Raw genomic sequence first — 15870 nt, forward strand, 5'->3', positions numbered from 1 at the left:
ACGACCCCGTACCGGCGGTCCCGAGCCGCTGGTACGGGGTCGTGCTGAAACTTCGGCCGGGCCGCCAGGGGGCGCGGTCCGCCCGTCCGTCACCACCGGCGACCTGGCGGGCGAGCTCACCCCGAGCGAAGCACCTGCCGGTCGTCAGTGAAGACGTCTGTTGCGCGGGCCACACGCCCGCGCGGTGGCGACACGGTAACAAAGCGCACCGGGTCGGTCACCGCCGGGTGTGCGGGCCTCAGCGCGAGATCGGGGTCGCGTCGCGACCGGCGATGAACGCGGGCCGCCGGGCGCCGGCCGCGAACGGCTCCTGCAACGCGTTCTCCACGCTGTTGAACACCAGGAAGATGTTCGAGCGCGGGTACGGGGTGATGTTGTTGCCGGAGCCGTGCATGATGTTCGAGTCGAACCACAGCGCCGAGCCGGCCTGGCCGGTGAACTGGTCGATGCCGTGCTCGGCCGCCATCTTCGTGATGTCGTCCTCGCTCGGCACGCCCACCCGCTGGTCCTTGAGCGACGCCTTGTAGTTCTCGTCCGGCGTCTCGCCGGCGCACTGGACGAACGTCCGGTGCGAGCCCGGCATGATCATCAGGCCGCCGTTGAACGGGTAGTTGTCCGTGAGCGCGATGGAGCAGCTGACCGCGCGCGGCGACGGCATGCCGTCCTCCGCGTGCCAGGTTTCGAAGTCCGAGTGCCAGTAGAACCCGGTGCCCTTGAACCCCGGCATGTAGTTGACGCGGCTCTGGTGCACGTACACCTCGGAGCCGAGCAGCTGCCGGGCCCGGTCCAGCACGCGCGGGTCGCGCACCAGCTCGGCGATCAGGTCCGAGATCTCGTGGACGTCGAAGATCGACCGGACTTCACCGGTCTTCGCCTCGGTGATGACGCGCTCGTCCGCGGCCAGCTCCTTGTCGGAGGACAGCCGCACCAGCTCCTGCCAGTACGTCTGGACCTCGCCGACGGAGAGCGTGTCCTCGACCACGGTGTAGCCCTTGGTCTCGTGGTTGGCCAGGGTGGCGGCGTCGATCGGGCCGTCGGCCTCGGTACCCCACACCGTGGGGTGCACGCGCGGCAGCTGGGCCGGCGTACCGGTGATCCGGGTCGGGTAACCGTCGTCGACCCGGGTGTCCATCAGCGTCACGGGCTTGGCCTCCTGTTTCCTCTCCCGTTTTCCCTGTCGTTACTCGGTGATCAGCGGGTACACGCCGTTCTCGTCGTGGACCTCGCGGCCGGTCACCGGGGGGTTGAACACGCACACGCACTTGATCTCGGTCTTCGGCCGGACCTGGTGCTTGTCGTGGTCGTTGAGCAGGTACAGCGTCCCCGGCTTGAGCTGGTGCACCTCACCGGTGGCGAGGTCTTCGATCTCGCCCTCGCCGGAGGTGATGAACACCGCCTCGATGTGGTTGGCGTACCAGAAGTCGTTGACGGTCCCCGCGTACAGCGTGGTCTCGTGCACCGAGAAGCCGACGCCCTCCTTGGCCAGGATGATGCGCTTGCTGCGCCAGTTCGGGGTCTTGATGTCGGCGTCGGTGTCGGTCACCTCGTCGAGGGTGCGGACGAGCACGTCGTACTCCTTTACTTCTTCAGGACGGCCTTGATGGACTCGTCGATGATCGACAAGCCCTGGGTCAGCTCGTCGTCGGTCAGGGTGAGCGGCGGCAGGAGCTTCATGACTTCGCCGTCGGGGCCGGAGGTTTCCATCAGCAGGCCGCGCGCGAACGCTTCCGCGCAAACGCGACCGGCGAGGTCGCCGTTCTCGAACTCCAGGCCGCGCGCGAGGCCGCGGCCCTTGGCGACGAGGTTCGCGTCCGGGTAGGCCTCGACGATGCCGGAGAACGCGGCGGCGATGCGCTCGCCCTTCGCCTTGGTCGACTTCTCGAGCTCGTCGTCGCTCCAGTAGACGTCGATCGCTTCCTTGGCGGTGACGAACGCGGGGCTGATGCCGCGGAAGGTGCCGTTGTGCTCGCCCGGCTCCCAGACGTCGAGCTCCGGCTTGATCAGCGTCAGCGCCATCGGGATGCCGTAGCCGCCGATGGACTTCGACAGGCAGACGATGTCCGGCTTGATCCCGGCGTCCTCGAAGCTGAAGAACGGCCCGGTGCGGCCGCAGCCCATCTGGACGTCGTCGAGGATCAGCAGGATGTTGTGGCGCTTGCAGAGGTCGTCGAGGCCTCGCAGCCACTCCAGGCGCGCGGCGTTGATGCCGCCCTCGCCCTGCACGCCCTCGACGATCACGGCGGCCGGCTCGTTGAGCCCGCTGCCCGAGTCCTCCAGGAGCTTCTCGAAGTAGAGGAAGTCCGGCATGGCGCCGTCGAAGTACGCGTCGTACGGCATCGGGGTGGCGTGCACCAGCGGGACGCCGGCGCCGCCGCGCTTCATCGAGTTGCCGGTGACCGACAGCGCACCCAGCGTCATGCCGTGGAACGCGTTGGTGAAGTTGATGACCGACTCCTTGCCGGTCACCTTGCGCGCCAGCTTCAGCGCGGCCTCGACGGCGTTCGCGCCACCCGGGCCCGGGAACACGACCTTGTAGTTCAGGTCGCGCGGGTCGAGGATCTTGTCGCGGAAGGTCTGCAGGAAGTCGCGCTTGGCCACGGTGAACATGTCGAGCGCGTGCGTGATGCCGTCACGCTGGATGTAGTCGATCAGCGCCTGCTTCAGCGCCGGGTTGTTGTGCCCGTAGTTCAGCGCGCCGGCCCCGGCGAAGAAGTCCAGGTAGGACTTTCCGCTCTCGTCGTAGAGGTGGCTGCCCTGGGCGCGGTCGAACACGACCGGCCAGCCGCGGCTGTAGCTGCGGACCTCGGATTCGAGCTCTTCGAAGATGCTCATGACGTTTCTTTTCTCCTACTCGCCCGGATCTTTGCGTGCTGTGAGCGGACCGATGCGGTAAAGCTCTTCCGGCAGATGTTCGCCGTCACCGGGGAAATCCCCGCCGTCGAACAGCACCGTGGTTTCCACCGGTGCCGCCCAGCGCTTCGCGAAGGACGTGAACAGCCGGATGGACGCTTCGTTGTCCGGGGTGATGGTGGTCTCGAGGTAACGCACCCCGGTGGCGACGAGCCGCGTGTACAGGGCGTCCAGCAGCTTGCCGGCCAGGCCCTTTCCCCGCTGGGACGCGTCGACCGCGACCTGCCAGACGAACCCGACGTCGGGCTCCTCCGGCCGGCGGTAGCCGGTCACGAATCCGACCGCCGTGCCGTCTTCGCGCGCGACCACCGATGTCTCGGCGAAATCGCGGCACCACAGCATGTATGCGTACGGCGAGTTGAGATCGAGCTTGGCGGAATCACGCGCGATTCGCCACAGCTGCGCGCCGTCCGCCTTGGTCGGCGATTCGATCAAGTGCGTTACGGACATACTCAGGAAACGTAACAGAGAATTTTCAGCCTGCCAGCGACGCAGCTCACCGACCCCGCAATGACCTGGGGCGACGCGGAGTACCCGGTGAGGAGTCCCACAAACCTGTTTGAAGTGGACCGTTCCGGGGCACACGCTCGGCTGGTCGCGCACCCGTGGCTCGCGACCTACCCGCACCATGAACCTTCGCGGCCGTGATCGCAAGGCGACGGGCCGTATTCCGCACGAGTCCGCACGAGCGGCGCCCTCTCCCGGACACCTCGCGCTCAGGAGGCCGGCCGACGACGGATCGTCCGGTCAGGCGCGACGCCGGTGCCGCAGCCGGCGCCAGGCACCGCTCACCGGCATCACCACGGCAGGCAGGATCAGCAGGCCGGACACCACGAGCCACCACACCGCGCCTTCGCCGCGCCGCCAGCCGGCCACGACGCTGCCCAGCCAGCCGAAGAACGGCTGCGCGATCGGCGGCAGGAACGCCGCCAGCAGCAGCGCCGCCACGACCAGCACACCCAGGGCCGCGAACACCCGGCGTGCGGTGCGGCCCATCGTCAGCAGCGCCGTCGCGAGGTAGATCACCGCGCCCGCCAGCACCGGGAGGCCGATCCACTGCAGGATCGCGCCGCCGCTGTCGCCGATCACCAGGCCGGCCAGCAGCGCCAGCACGCCCGCCGCGAGCGAGCCCGGGGTGCCGAGCCTGGACGCGCCTTGGGTGACCTTCGCCGTGCTGCGCGCGACCGTCCGCAGGATGCCCGCGACCGTCGTCGGCCAGCCGCCGGGCAGGCGGAACGCCACCACCCCCGCGTTGACCGTCGCGGCGCCGAGCTTGACCAGCGTCCGCGTCAGCTGGGCCGTGCCCTGCTCACCCGCGAGCTTCTCCGCCGACACCTGGCACGCCTGGAACACGCGCTGGGCGGCGGCCGCGTCGGCGATCGGCTGCGCGGCCCGCGCGCGGAACCCGGCCGACGCCGCGCCGCTGCACCCGCTCACCTTGACGTCGGCGGCCGCCTGCTTCGCGACGACCGGCAGCTCCTCCGCAGCGATCTCCGCCTGGCGGGTGCGGGCCAGCACCATCGCCGTCACCGGCATGCTGACCGGCCGCTCGGCGGCGAAGTCCACGGCGCCGAGCTTCGAGTCCAGCCCGAGGAACGCCAGCTCGGCGTCGAGCTGGCCGGTCAGCTCCCCCACCTCGGCGGGCTCGGCGTTGTCGTCGCGGTCGGGCACGCGCCACATCGGCGCCAGCGCGGCTTTGAGCTCTTCCCGGAACGCGTCGGCCCCGACGAGGTCGCGCAGGGTCTCCAGCCGCCGCGGGTCGAGCAGGCACTGCACCAGCCAGCCGGCGCCGTCGACGCGGCCCCACATCCAGTCGCTGGCCCGCCACGACGACTTGTAGAACGCGCCGAAGTAGTCGGCCTGCATCCCGGTCAGCTTGTCTCCCGACCGGCGGCGCTTCAGGTCCAGCAGCGTCCGCGAATCGGCGCTGACCTGCACGAGCTCGACCCGCTGGTCGACCGACGGCGCCTGCGCGAGCAGCCCCCGCGTCGCGACGTGCAGGCCGAGCAGCCGCGCTTGGACGACCTCGTCGCCGCCGCCGGGCAGGGCCAGCCAGTCGAGCAGCGTCTTGACCGTGCCGGGGGATTCGGCGCTCAGGATCCGCAACACGGGCGTCGCGGCCCGCAGCGCCGTCACGACCATCGGCCAGGCCTGCGCGACGTCGTCCGAGCGGCCGAGCCCGGCCCACTCCTCGGCGAGCTCGCGGAGCCAGGTTTCGAGGGTGCTGCTCGCGCCGGGTCCGTCGTGCGCGGCGACCCACTGTTCGAGCCGCGTGCCCCGGGCGGACTTCTTCCGCGCCGCGTGCAGCCCCGCCCGCGCGTCGTTGAGCTCTTTCGCCTGCGTGGGGTCGGGGCCGAGCCGGAACCCGGCGTTGATCAGCTGCAGCCCGGTCGCCACGGCGTCGTCGAGCGCGCTCGTGCGGTACGCGACGAGGTCCGCCACGGTCACGCCGGCCGACGGCGGCTCGTGCGGGACGCCGCTGCTCAGCCCGGCCACGGCGACCGCGCGCAGCTGCTGCGACATCCCCGAGGCCCACTCCCGGTCCTCGGTGTCCACATCGGACAGTGCGTACCGGCGGGTGGCGACGCGGACCAGCTCGGCCGCGTCCTCGGCCGTCCGCCGCTCCAGGTACGCGGTGGCGATCCCCTGGTCGACCAGGCACTCGGGCCCGCCGCGCAGGCCCAGCGCCGCCAGTGAGACGCGGGTGTCGCGGGCCCGGACGACGGCGTCGTTGTGCCGGGTCAGGTCCTCCAGCTCGGCGCTGATCGACTGGCTCATCACCGTCGAGACGACCTTGCTCATCGCACTCGACAGCAACGGCGGGTTCGCGGCGTCGCAGGCGATCCCGGCCGCCTCCCGTTCGCCGGTCGGCACGACGTAGAGCAGCAGCCGCCGGACGTCCGCGTGCGACGGGCGTTCGAAGATCTCCCGCAGCGCCGGCCGCAGCGGCTTGTTGAGCAGCACCCCGCCGTCGGTGAGCCAGTGCGAGCGGGTCAGGTCGGTGTAGGCGGTCATGTCGGGGTGCAGCTCGTCGGTGCCCTCGGCCCCGATCGGCATCCGCGACAGCTCGAAGGCGCCGGGGAACGACGCCGTCGAGCGCGCGGCGAGCGCCAGCGGGCCCTGCACACCCTGCGTCCACAGTGGACCGTCGAAGCGGAAGAGCATGCGGTGTTCGGTGTCCCGCACGAGGTTCCCGAGCGCGTCGTCGAACCGGGTGGTCTCGCCGTCGATCATGGTGCCGGTGAGCAGCACGGTGACGTCCGGCGGTTCGGCGGGCGCGGAGCCGGCGTCGGAGATCCGGTGCAGCGCCCGTTCGAAGTCGCCGAGCAGCACGCGATCGCCGTCGAGGATGGACCGCGGCTGCGCCTCGGCCGGGTCGCGGACCAGGTTCTCCAGCGAGCCGATCTCGATCCAGGTGTCCCGCAGCACCTGCGGCGTGGAGCCGAAGGCCTCGGCCAGGCCGAGACAAGCGGCGTTGACCCCGCCGGCACTGGTTCCGGTGAGGACGTCGATGGACACCTTGGCCCGCAGGAGGTCGAGCAGCTTCCGGTAGAGCCCGGGGCCGGCCTCGCCCCGCGACTCGCGCAGCAGCTGCGACGTCTCGGTGGCGACACCGCCCATCCAGATGGCGAGGCTGGAGCCGCCGACCATCGTCATCGCCAGGCGGATCTCCTGCTGCCAAGGTTCGGCTGGTTGAGGCATGAGGGTCCCCCGCCCGTCGTCGTCCTGCCGCAGAGTAGAGGCGCAAGGTAAGCGCCGGGATACGTCCGGGTGTACGGCCGTTCGGGTGGAGTTGCTCGCCCGCTCAGCCGTCCACGGTGACGACCACCTTGCCGAACTGGGCGTTCGCCTCGAGGTAGCGGTGCGACTCGGCGATCTCGGCGAGGTCGAACGCCCGGTCCACGCGCGGCCGGAAGGTGCCGGCGCGCACGCCGGCGCGGATGAAGTGCTCCGCCCGGGCCAGGCGCGCGGGGTCCAGGGTCAGGTCGAACGCGTTGAACAGCCGCATGGTCGGCACGAACCACAGCGGGAACGGGGTCTCCTTGGTGTCGAGCGCACCGTAGACGACGAGCGTCCCGCCTTTCGCCGTGGCTTCGGCCAGTTTGCGCACGCCCTCCCCGGCGACGGCGTCGAAGACGAACTCCGCGCCGCGGCCGCCGGTGATTTCCGTGGTCCGCACGGCGATGTCTTCGTCGTCGGTGACGATCACGTGCGCGGCACCGGCGTCCAGGAGCCGCTGCTTCTTCGCCGCGGTGCGCGTGGCGGCGATGGGGACGGCACCGATGTGGTTGGCGACGTCGATCGTGGCGAGCCCGACGCTGCTCGAAGCGGCGGTGATCAGCACGAAGTCACCGGGACGCACGTGGCCTTCGTCGACGAGCGCGCCGTACGCGGTGAGGAACGGACCCCACAGGGCGACGGTTTCGGTGGCGTCGAGACCTTCGGGACGGCTCAGCACGGAGGACGCGGGCACGATGGCCGCCTCGCCGTAGACGCCGTAGTCCCGCATCGAGAAGCCCGCGACGGTGCTGACCGCGTCGCCGGCTTCGAAGTTCGTGACGCCCTCACCGAGGGCTTCGACGATCCCGGAGGCCGAGTAGCCGAGCTTGGCCGGGAACTCGCCCGGACGCTCGAAGTAGGTGCCCGAGCGGAACATCGCCTCGGCGCGGTTGAGCCCGATCGCCTCGACCCGCAGCCGCAGCTCGCCCGGGCCCGGCTCGCCGAGGTCGACGTCCACGAGCTCCAGCACTTCAGGTCCGCCTTCGGCGGCGAACCGCACTGCCTTCGTCATTCCTGGTTCCTTTCCGGTGGTTACCGGAATCGATCGTGGACCGGATGCGTTTCTGCTGGAAGACGGCACTTTTCTGGTACGACGGCACACGTCTGTTACGAACGAGGTCACGGCGATGGACAACACCGAAACTCCCCCGGCCGACATGTGCTCGCTGCGCGAGGTCCTGGACCTGGTGGGCGACAAGTGGGCGATCCGGGTCCTGGTCCAGCTCGGCAACGGGCCCCGGCGGTTCAGCGAACTGGAGCGCGCCCTGGCGGGCGTGTCACGGCGGATGCTGTCGTTGACGCTGCGCGGGCTGGAGCGCAACGGGCTGGTGACGCGGAAGGTCTACCCGGAGGTCCCACCGCGGGTGGAGTACACGATGACACCGCACGCGGCAGAGCTGGACGAACCGCTCCACGCGCTCTCGGCGTGGGCGGCGAGGCACCGCGAGAAGGTCGGTGCGGCGAGGCTCGCGTACGACGCCTAAGCCGCCAGGTGCTCCAGCAGCAGTACCTGACCCTCACCGACCGCGAAGCCCAGCACCGCGCCCGTCGCGATCAAAATCCACTCGTCCTGCTCGAAAGCCGGCCGGAGCAAGCGCTCGAACTCGTGCGGGGACAGCTCCTTCATCTTGGACACCAGCACGTTGCGGATGTCCATCGCGTCGGTCGCGTAGTCCTCGATGTAGCGCATCGTCTCCGGGAGGCGCCCCATGATCTGCTCCGCGATCGACAGCTTCATGTCCTGGTACTTGCGGCTGCCCACCGCGAACACCAGCAGCGGCTTCGCGACACTCCCGAGCTCCCGGTCGAGCTGGCGCTGGATCAACGCCAGGACCCGGTCCGACAGGGGCCCGTGCAGGATCGCCTCGATCACGTTGTGCGGGGTGATGATCTCCTTGGCGATCAGCGAGCCGTACGCCTCCGCGACCTCCGCGCGCCGCTTGAGGAACAAGCCCTGCCACGTCACGCCGAAGTACTTGCGCGGCTCGATCGGGTAGAAGATCATCCGCAGCGCCAGCCAGTCGGTGAACCAGCCGGTGAACAGGCCGAACAGCGGCATGATCAGCGGGAACTTGAACAGGACCCAGGCGACCATCTGGATCACGCCGATCGCGCCGCCGAACACCAGGCCCGACCGCGCGATGAACTTGAACTCCTTCGCGCCCGCCTCCTGGAAGATGCGGTTCAGCAGGCGCTTGTCCTTGACCAGGCTGGTGACCACCATGCCCTTGAGGTCGAACACACTGTCCACATCGGACTTGATCAGGTCGAGCACGGCCGCGACCATGCGCGGCGACTCGTGCTGGACGCGCTCGATCACCAGCCGCTGGACCCGCACCGGCAGCGACTCCCACAGCCCCGGCTGGTAGTGCCCCGCCACCTCGCGGACGATGTCCTCGACGCCCGCGAGCAGCGGTTTCTCGATCTCCTGGGCAATGCGGGAAGCGTCCAGCCGCGCGACGACCTCGGCCGGCTTGATCAGCTGCTCGGTCATCGTGTCGCAGGCGATGCTCGCCATCCGCGCGGCGCGCTTGGGCACGATGCCCTGCCAGCCGAGGAACGGCTTGATCCCGAGGAACTCCACCGGCTGGAACATCATCCGGATCGCGACGAGCTTGGTGCCGTAGCCGATCAGCGCGGCGACGATCGGGATCGAGACGTAGAGGGGCCAGTGCTGCGCGAAGTCGGCGGCGATGCCGGCGAGGAACGACCCCATCCGCTAACCGAAGCTCGGGTCGCAGGCCTGCCAGAACTCCGCGCCGAGGCGCGAGACGTGGATCGTGCGTTTGACGAACTTCGCGCGTTTGACGTGCTTCTCCGCGTCGCGCACCGTCTCGTCCGTCATCAGGATCTCGTACTGCGTCTCCAGCGACGGCACCTCTTCGTCGAGGTCGACCAGGCCGAGCCCGATCAGCCGGGTGACGTAGCCGGGCACCTGGTCGGGCAGCGACACCCCGGCCGCCTTGCCGACCGTCGACGCGTTGCGCAGCACGAGCCGGCCCGCGCCGCCGAGACCGGTGCGCTCGGCGACGTCGATCGTGGGGAACGGCGAGCCGTCCGACAGCGCGGAGAGGATGCGGGCTTCGTCGGGCGTCAGCTGCCGCAGGATGATCGCGTAGAAGTACTCGCGGGCCCGGTCGCGGCCGAAGCCGATGGAGTGGTTGAGCAGCTCGGCCATCGCGGCGCGCAGCGGCTCGGCGTGGTTGTCGCGCGCCGGCACGATGGTGACCGTGGCTTCGACCTTGCCGGGCACCGCCGGGCGGTTCATCGCGGACGCCGCCGTCAGCGCCGCGTGGTAGGGGTCGTCGACCTCGTCGAGGCGGCGGCGCAGCTCGGCCAGCAGCTGGCGCTCGACCTGCCGCACCCCGCGTTCGGCGGTCTCGACGCCGGGGAGCTTGCGGCCGAGCGCGAAGCTGGTGCGCGCCGCCCACCCCGCCAGCTGCCCGGCGCGCCGGGCCAGGTCGGCCACCTCGTCGCCGGTGCCCCGGCCGTTCGGTCGCTCTGCGTTCACGCGTCGACTCCCCTCTGCTTCCGCGCTGATGCTACCTGTGGGTAGGCCGAATGGAGGTGTTTGGATGCCCACATGAGTCCGACGCGCTGGGGCCCGCCGATCGACGTCCTCCCGTACTTCTCCAAGGAGGAGCAGGCGCTGATGACGCTGCTCGGCGCGCTGACCGACGAGGACTGGGAGCGTCCGACGCTGTGCGCGGGCTGGTCGGTCAAGGACGTCGCCGCCCACCTGCTGGGAGACAAGGTCGGGCGGCTGTCCCGGAGCCGCGACGGGCACGCCGCCGAAGCCCCCCGCCCGGGTGAGGCCTTCCCGCGGTTCCTCGACCGGATCAACGAGGAGTGGGTCGTCGCCTGCCGCCGGCTCTCGACGGACGTGCTGCTGACGATGATGTACGAGTTCATGGGCCAGACGACCGAGTACTGGGCGAAGCTGGACCTCGACGCCGACGGCGAGCCCGTGACCTGGGCCGGCGACGAGCCCGCGCCGCGCTGGCTCGACGCGGCCCGCGACTATTCGGAGTTCTGGGTCCACCACGTGCAGATCCGCGAGGCGCTGGAGCACACGCCGCTGGAGGCCGAGTACGCCGAGCCGATCGCCGACACGTTCGTCCGCGCGCTGCCGCACACCCTGCGCGACGTCGAGGCACGCGTCGGCAAGCAGGTGGGGTACACGGTCACCGGCGCCGGCAAGTGGTACGCCCGCCGCGAGCGCGACGGCTGGGTCCTGGACCGGGGCGCGCCGCCGTCCCGCACACCATTGGCCACCGTGACGACGGACCTGGACACGTTCTGGCGGCTCTGCACCCGCAACACCGCCGACGTCGGCCGCGTCCGCACGACCGGGGACGAAAACGTTTGCGCGCAGGTGCTGACGATGACCTCGATCATCGTTTCCTGAAAAAAGGGGCGTTCCCCGCGATTTCCACGGAGAACGCCCCTTTTCCGGTGAATCAGTAGACGCGCGTGTTGTACCACGCGCTGTTCACGCGCACGTTGCAGTCCGCGCTGATCGTTCTCTGGGCGCCGGCGTTGAGCACGACCCAGTCGGTGTGGTGGTCGGCGTTGATCGGCCCGACCCCGCAGTTGTAGCCGAGCCGGACCCAGCTCTTCTGCGTGCCACCCGTGCAGTCCGCCCAGGCCGCGGTGTTCGCGTAGTGCGCGCTGCAGGTCGCCAGGCTCTTGATGGCGGGCGCGGCCGACGCCTCCGCGGTGGCGACCACGGTCCCGGCCGCGAGCAGGGCGGCGGCCGCCGTCACGATCACCGAAATACGACGCATTCTGGTTCCTCCTCGAATTTCGTCCCTCGGTCCGTCCCGGCGATTTTCGTTCGTCGACGAGTTCGCTGTCACGGTGCTGAGAACGAGGTCGAAAAGGAGTGGTCAGCGGCGGCGGGCCTGTTTGCGCAACTGCAGGATCCGGGCCCCGCCGATCAGCGCGACCAGCACCGCGCCGCCGATGGCCGAGAACAACATCGCGATGGCCAGCGGCAGGCTGCCTTCCGCGCCGAAGAAGTGCACCGTCGCCGGGTCGAGGTTCTGCAGGATGAAGACCAGCAGCACCACCAGCACCACCAAGCCCGCGATGACCGCGACCCAGGTGCCGCTGATCCGCGTCGGCCGGGCCCGCTTCCTGGTGGCCGCACCGGTCCGGGCCGGCGCCGGGCGCACCGGCGTGACCTCCTCGGCGCCGGGCCGGACGTCACCCGCACGCAGTTCGGCGGGCTCGAGGGCGCCCTCGGGCACCTCGTTCCCGGGCAGGTCGTGGTTGGTCGGGCCGGTGGGGTGGCCGGCCGCGTCCCCGCGCGCGTGCGTCATGTGCTCAGTGTCCGTCCTGCACGCGGGGAGCGCTCTGTCAAACCCCCTAACGGGCGAAGCCGTCGACCTCGCGCAGCACGCGGAGCGTGTTCTTCCCGGCCAGCTTCGCGCAGTCTTCGTCGCTCCAGCCGCGGTCGAGCAGCGCCGCGAACAGCACCGGGTACTTGGACGTGTCCTCCAAGCCCTCCGGCAGCGTGCCGACGCCGTCGTAGTCGCCGCCGAGGCCGATGTGGTCGATCCCGGCGACCTCGCGGGCGTGCTCGACGTGCGCGACGACGTCGTCGACGGTGGCCTTCGGCTTGACCGGGCCGTCCCACTCCTTCACGAACTCCCCGCGCTGAGCCAGGTTCCGGTACTCCTGGCCGGCGGCCTCCATCGCGGCCTTCAGCTCGTGGTCCCAGGCGGAAACCTTCGGCGAGATGAACGCCGGCACGAACGTGGTCATCGCGACGCCGCCGTTGCCGGGCAGCAGCGCCAGGACGTCGTCCGGGATGTTGCGCGGGTGGTCGTTCACCGCGAGGCAGGAGGAGTGGCTGAAGATCACCGGCGCCGAGCTGACCTCGATCGCCGCCCGCATCGTCGACGGCGCGACGTGCGAGAGGTCGACCATCATCCCGATCTTGTTCATCTCGCGCACGACGTCGCGGCCGAACTCGGTGAGCCCGTTGTGCGCCGGCTCGTCGGTGCCCGAGTCCGCCCAGGTGGTGTTGAAGTTGTGCGTCAGCGTCATGTACCGGACGCCGAGCCGGCGCAGGATCCGCAGCACGCCCAGTGACTCGGCGATGCTGTGCCCGCCCTCGGCGCCGAGCAGCGACGCGATCCGGCCGTCGGCGAACGCGGCTTCGGCCTCGTCGGCGGTGTCGACGAGCCGAAGCCGGTCGGGGTAGCGCTCGGCCAGCTGGTGGACGACCTCGATCTGCTCCAGCACCGCCGTCACGGCACTGTGGCCTTCGAACTCGCAGGGCACGTACACCGACCAGAACTGCATCCCGAGCTTCCCGTCGGCGAGCTTCGGGAAGTCGGTGTGCAGTGCCGGCTGCCGGACGGTCAGGTCGAGCGACGCGGCCGCCTCGACCGGGTTCGGGCCACCGTGCTGCCGCAGCTCCCACGGCAGGTCGTTGTGCCCATCGGCGAGGATGACGCCGTCCAGCAGTTTCGTAGCACGCTGTAGTGCCTCGTTAGTCATCGCCCGATCGTAGGGCGAACCGATATACGGTCCGTACAAACGTCAGGGCGTGATCCACCGCGCGGCCGCGCGGACGCCGTCCGCCGTGATCAGGTGACCGCCGGGGTGGCGCTGCGTGACGACGTCGGCACCGCGCTCGCGCAGCAGCCCGATCAGCTCCTCGGTGGACGCCAGGGGCGCCATCGGGTCGCGTTCGCCGTTGGCCAGGAAGACGCGGGACGCCGACAAGTCCAGGTCAGGCGGGTGCGGGACCGGGGACATCGCCGCGAACAGCGCGGCTTCGCGCACGACCTCCGGCCGCAGCAACGCCACCGCGGCCGCGATGTTGGCGCCGTTCGAGAAGCCGACGGCGACCAGCCGCCGGTCACCGAGCCCGTACTTCTCCCGGGCCTCGACGACGAAGTCCGCGAGCTGGTTCGCGCGCACGACGACGTCTTCGTGGTCGAACACGCCCTCGGCGAGCCGCCGGAACCAGCGCGCGGCGCCGTACTCGGACACCGGGCCGGCCGGGGCGAGCACGGCGGAGTCCGGGCTCAGCTCCCGCGCCAGGCCGAGCAGGTCGTCGGGGCTGCCGCCGGTGCCGTGCAGCAGGAGCAGCAACGGCGCGTCCGGCGAGCCCTCGACGTACTTGTGCTCGAGCGTCATGACAGCTCCGGGTTGTTCTCGGCGGGGAGGTTGAGCTTGGGCAGCATGTGCTGGATCTCTTCGCGGCGCGGCTCCAGCCACGGCGGCAGCTTGAGCGCGCGGCCCAGCTCCAGCAGCGGCTCGTCGATCGCGAAGCCGGGCTCGTCGGTCGCGACCTCCAGGAGCGTGCCGCCCGGCTCGCGGAAGTAGATCGAGCGGAAGTACTGGCGGTCCAGGATGGACGTGACGTGCACGCCCTGGTCGACGAGCTCTTCGCGCCAGGCCTTCTGGGTCGGTTCGTCGGGCGCGCGCCAGGCGACGTGGTGCACGGTGCCCGCGGCGACGAGCCCGCGCGGCGCGTCCGGCGTCACGAGGACGTCGACCAGCGCGCCCGGGCCGCCTTCCCCGGCGGCGAAGCGCAGGCGGTTGCTGTCCTGGGTGGCGAAGCTGAGGCCGAGGCCGTCGGTGAGCATGCCGGCGGTGGCGTCCTCTTTGTTCACCGACAGCGTCACGGAGTGCAGGCCGCGGATCGCGTGCTCGGCCGGGACCAGCTCGGTGTCCCACGGGTCGCGCGGGTCGCCCTGCGGGTGCGCGACGAGGGCGAGCTTCAGGCCGTCGGGGTCGCGGAAGGTGAGCGTGTCTTCGTCGTCGGCGTTGCGGACTTCGCCGGTTTCGATCTTCTGCGCCGCCAGGTGCTGCTTCCACCAGCCGATGGAGGCTTCCGGGACGGAGAACGACGTGGTCGTCGCCTGGCCGGTGCCGTGGCGGCCGCTCGGCGCGTCGGGCCAGGGGAAGAAGGTCATCAGCGAGCCCGGCTTGCCCGCGCTGTCGCCGTAGTAGAGGTGGTAGGTGCCCGGGTCGTCGAAGTTCACGGTGGTCTTCACCAGCCGCAGGCCCAGGGTCCGCAGGTAGAAGTCGGCGTTGCGCTGCGGGTCGCCGCCGATCGCGGTGACGTGGTGCAGGCCGGACGTCTTGATCGCCATGGTTGCCTCCTGGATTCACGGTAACCGCAGAACCTCTCGCGAGCAAGATATATTCCGTGCAGACTTTCCGGTAGGCTGATCGGGTGGATCCGAAGACCGACGACGACGAGATCGTCACGTGGTGGGGCCTGGTCATCGAGGGCTACCTGGCCACGCAGGACAAGCTGATGGGCGAGATCGCCGACCGGCTCGGCCTCGCGCCGGCGTCGTTCGACATCCTGCTGCGCCTGGTCCGCTCGCCCGACCACCGGATGCCGATGACCAAGCTGGCCACGGAGGCGGCCCTGTCCAGCGGCGGCTTCACGAAGGTGGCGGACCGGCTGGTGGCGGCGGACCTGATCTGCCGAGTCCCGAGCCCGGACGACCGCCGCGTGACGTTCGCGGCCCTGACCGACCACGGGCTGGACATGGCGAACAAGGCCCGCACGGCGGCGGCGGAAATCCTGCGGCGCATCGTGCTGACCCCGCTGGGTGACGACGCCCCGGCACTCGCGGAAGCCATGCGGACACTGCGCGCGTTCAACGCCTGAGGGTGAAAAAGTCGAGGTCACAGCGGTGCGGTTCGCGGCGCACCATGGGAGCCATGCTGACCGAATCGACGATCACGACGATGCTCCCGGTGACCGACAGCGAACGCGCCGGCCACTTCTACGCGGACTCCCTGGGCCTGAAGCAGACGGGGAAGGGCGAAGACGGAACGCTGTACTTCACGGCGGGCGCGGGTGCCATCGGCCTCCGCACGATGCCGGCCGGCGCCCAGAGCGAGAACACGGCGTTGAGCTTCGAGGTCTCGGACCTTTCGTCGGAGGTCAGAGCCCTGGAGGGCCGCGGGGTGCGGTTCCAGGACTTCGACCTGGAGGGCCTGAAGACGGTCGACCACATCGCCGAGCTGGGCACCGAGCGGGCGGCTTGGTTCACCGACTCCGAAGGCAATGTGCTGTGCCTGCACGAGGTTCTGGGCTGAGCCTCTGGGGGCGCGGGGGTGCCGGGCTCACCGGCACCCCCGCGTGCGCAGCCATTCCTTCGCGGCTGCTTCGGGCTCGGCCGCCGGCTGTGTTGTCGT

At 70.3% G+C, this 15870-nt stretch carries 17 protein-coding genes; 4 read left to right on the plus strand and 13 right to left on the minus strand.

The features are described from left to right. Nucleotides 1–238: 238 nt before the first annotated feature. The 6 genes from thpD to QSK39_RS07815 form a co-directional block, all read right to left on the minus strand. Entirely contained in the window at nucleotides 239–1141 is a 903-nt protein-coding gene (thpD, locus tag QSK39_RS07790) for an ectoine hydroxylase (RefSeq protein WP_285476943.1), read from the minus strand. A 39-nt stretch (nucleotides 1142–1180) separates the two neighbouring features. Continuing rightward, the gene (locus QSK39_RS07795) at nucleotides 1181–1567 is read right to left on the minus strand and encodes an ectoine synthase (protein WP_285476944.1); all 387 of its coding nucleotides are present in this window, start codon (nucleotides 1565–1567) and stop codon (nucleotides 1181–1183) included. Between the two features lie 11 nt (nucleotides 1568–1578). Continuing rightward, nucleotides 1579–2832, minus strand: a complete 1254-nt coding sequence (gene ectB, locus QSK39_RS07800) for a diaminobutyrate--2-oxoglutarate transaminase (protein WP_285476945.1) — start codon at nucleotides 2830–2832, stop codon at nucleotides 1579–1581. 15 nt (nucleotides 2833–2847) lie between these two features. Beyond that, on the minus strand, nucleotides 2848–3540 hold the full coding sequence (gene ectA / locus QSK39_RS07805) for a diaminobutyrate acetyltransferase (protein WP_353051037.1): 693 nt from the start codon (nucleotides 3538–3540) through the stop codon (nucleotides 2848–2850). A gap of 117 nt (nucleotides 3541–3657) precedes the next feature. After that, the gene (locus QSK39_RS07810; RefSeq protein ID WP_285476946.1) at nucleotides 3658–6612 is read right to left on the minus strand and encodes a patatin-like protein; all 2955 of its coding nucleotides are present in this window, start codon (nucleotides 6610–6612) and stop codon (nucleotides 3658–3660) included. Nucleotides 6613–6715: 103 nt separating this feature from the next. Continuing rightward, entirely contained in the window at nucleotides 6716–7702 is a 987-nt protein-coding gene (locus QSK39_RS07815; RefSeq protein ID WP_285476947.1) for a zinc-dependent alcohol dehydrogenase family protein, read from the minus strand. A gap of 115 nt (nucleotides 7703–7817) precedes the next feature. Between QSK39_RS07815 and QSK39_RS07820 the strand changes: the two genes are divergently transcribed. Then, the gene (locus tag QSK39_RS07820) at nucleotides 7818–8174 is read left to right on the plus strand and encodes a winged helix-turn-helix transcriptional regulator (RefSeq protein ID WP_285476948.1); all 357 of its coding nucleotides are present in this window, start codon (nucleotides 7818–7820) and stop codon (nucleotides 8172–8174) included. Here the strand turns inward: QSK39_RS07820 and QSK39_RS07825 are convergent. Both QSK39_RS07825 and QSK39_RS07830 read right to left on the minus strand, forming a co-directional pair. After that, the gene (locus QSK39_RS07825; RefSeq protein WP_285476949.1) at nucleotides 8171–9406 is read right to left on the minus strand and encodes a DUF445 domain-containing protein; all 1236 of its coding nucleotides are present in this window, start codon (nucleotides 9404–9406) and stop codon (nucleotides 8171–8173) included. The genes QSK39_RS07820 and QSK39_RS07825 overlap by 4 nt on opposite strands. Before the next feature lie 3 nt (nucleotides 9407–9409). After that, a complete protein-coding gene (locus QSK39_RS07830) occupies nucleotides 9410–10201 on the minus strand; it encodes an Abi-alpha family protein (protein ID WP_285476950.1) in 792 nt (263 codons plus the stop codon). 72 nt (nucleotides 10202–10273) lie between these two features. Between QSK39_RS07830 and QSK39_RS07835 the strand changes: the two genes are divergently transcribed. Continuing rightward, complete coding sequence (locus QSK39_RS07835; RefSeq protein ID WP_285476951.1) at nucleotides 10274–11098, plus strand: maleylpyruvate isomerase family mycothiol-dependent enzyme; 825 nt, start codon at nucleotides 10274–10276, stop codon at nucleotides 11096–11098. 52 nt (nucleotides 11099–11150) lie between these two features. Here QSK39_RS07835 and QSK39_RS07840 read toward each other — a convergent pair whose 3' ends face one another. The 5 genes from QSK39_RS07840 to QSK39_RS07860 all read right to left on the minus strand — a co-directional run bounded on the left by QSK39_RS07840 (nucleotide 11151) and on the right by QSK39_RS07860 (nucleotide 14807). After that, on the minus strand, nucleotides 11151–11477 hold the full coding sequence (locus QSK39_RS07840; protein ID WP_285476952.1) for a hypothetical protein: 327 nt from the start codon (nucleotides 11475–11477) through the stop codon (nucleotides 11151–11153). Between the two features lie 102 nt (nucleotides 11478–11579). Continuing rightward, nucleotides 11580–12014 carry a LapA family protein gene (locus QSK39_RS07845; RefSeq protein ID WP_285476953.1) on the minus strand — a complete coding sequence of 145 codons (435 nt, stop codon included), beginning with the start codon at nucleotides 12012–12014 and terminating at the stop codon, nucleotides 11580–11582. Nucleotides 12015–12060: 46 nt separating this feature from the next. After that, nucleotides 12061–13200, minus strand: coding sequence for a dipeptidase (locus tag QSK39_RS07850; RefSeq protein WP_285476954.1), 1140 nt, complete (start codon nucleotides 13198–13200; stop codon nucleotides 12061–12063). Nucleotides 13201–13242: 42 nt separating this feature from the next. After that, entirely contained in the window at nucleotides 13243–13845 is a 603-nt protein-coding gene (locus QSK39_RS07855) for an alpha/beta hydrolase (protein WP_285476955.1), read from the minus strand. Beyond that, the gene (locus QSK39_RS07860) at nucleotides 13842–14807 is read right to left on the minus strand and encodes a ring-cleaving dioxygenase (RefSeq protein WP_285476956.1); all 966 of its coding nucleotides are present in this window, start codon (nucleotides 14805–14807) and stop codon (nucleotides 13842–13844) included. The genes QSK39_RS07855 and QSK39_RS07860 overlap by 4 nt, the downstream gene beginning before the upstream one ends. An 83-nt stretch (nucleotides 14808–14890) precedes the next feature. Between QSK39_RS07860 and QSK39_RS07865 the strand changes: the two genes are divergently transcribed. Continuing rightward, complete coding sequence (locus tag QSK39_RS07865; protein WP_284746874.1) at nucleotides 14891–15337, plus strand: MarR family winged helix-turn-helix transcriptional regulator; 447 nt, start codon at nucleotides 14891–14893, stop codon at nucleotides 15335–15337. A gap of 53 nt (nucleotides 15338–15390) precedes the next feature. After that, entirely contained in the window at nucleotides 15391–15771 is a 381-nt protein-coding gene (locus QSK39_RS07870; protein ID WP_285476957.1) for a VOC family protein, read from the plus strand. Nucleotides 15772–15870 lie beyond the last annotated feature (99 nt).

Source organism: Amycolatopsis sp. NBRC 101858 (genome assembly GCF_030269325.1).
Classification (GTDB): Bacteria; Actinomycetota; Actinomycetes; order Mycobacteriales; family Pseudonocardiaceae; genus Amycolatopsis; species Amycolatopsis ponsaeliensis.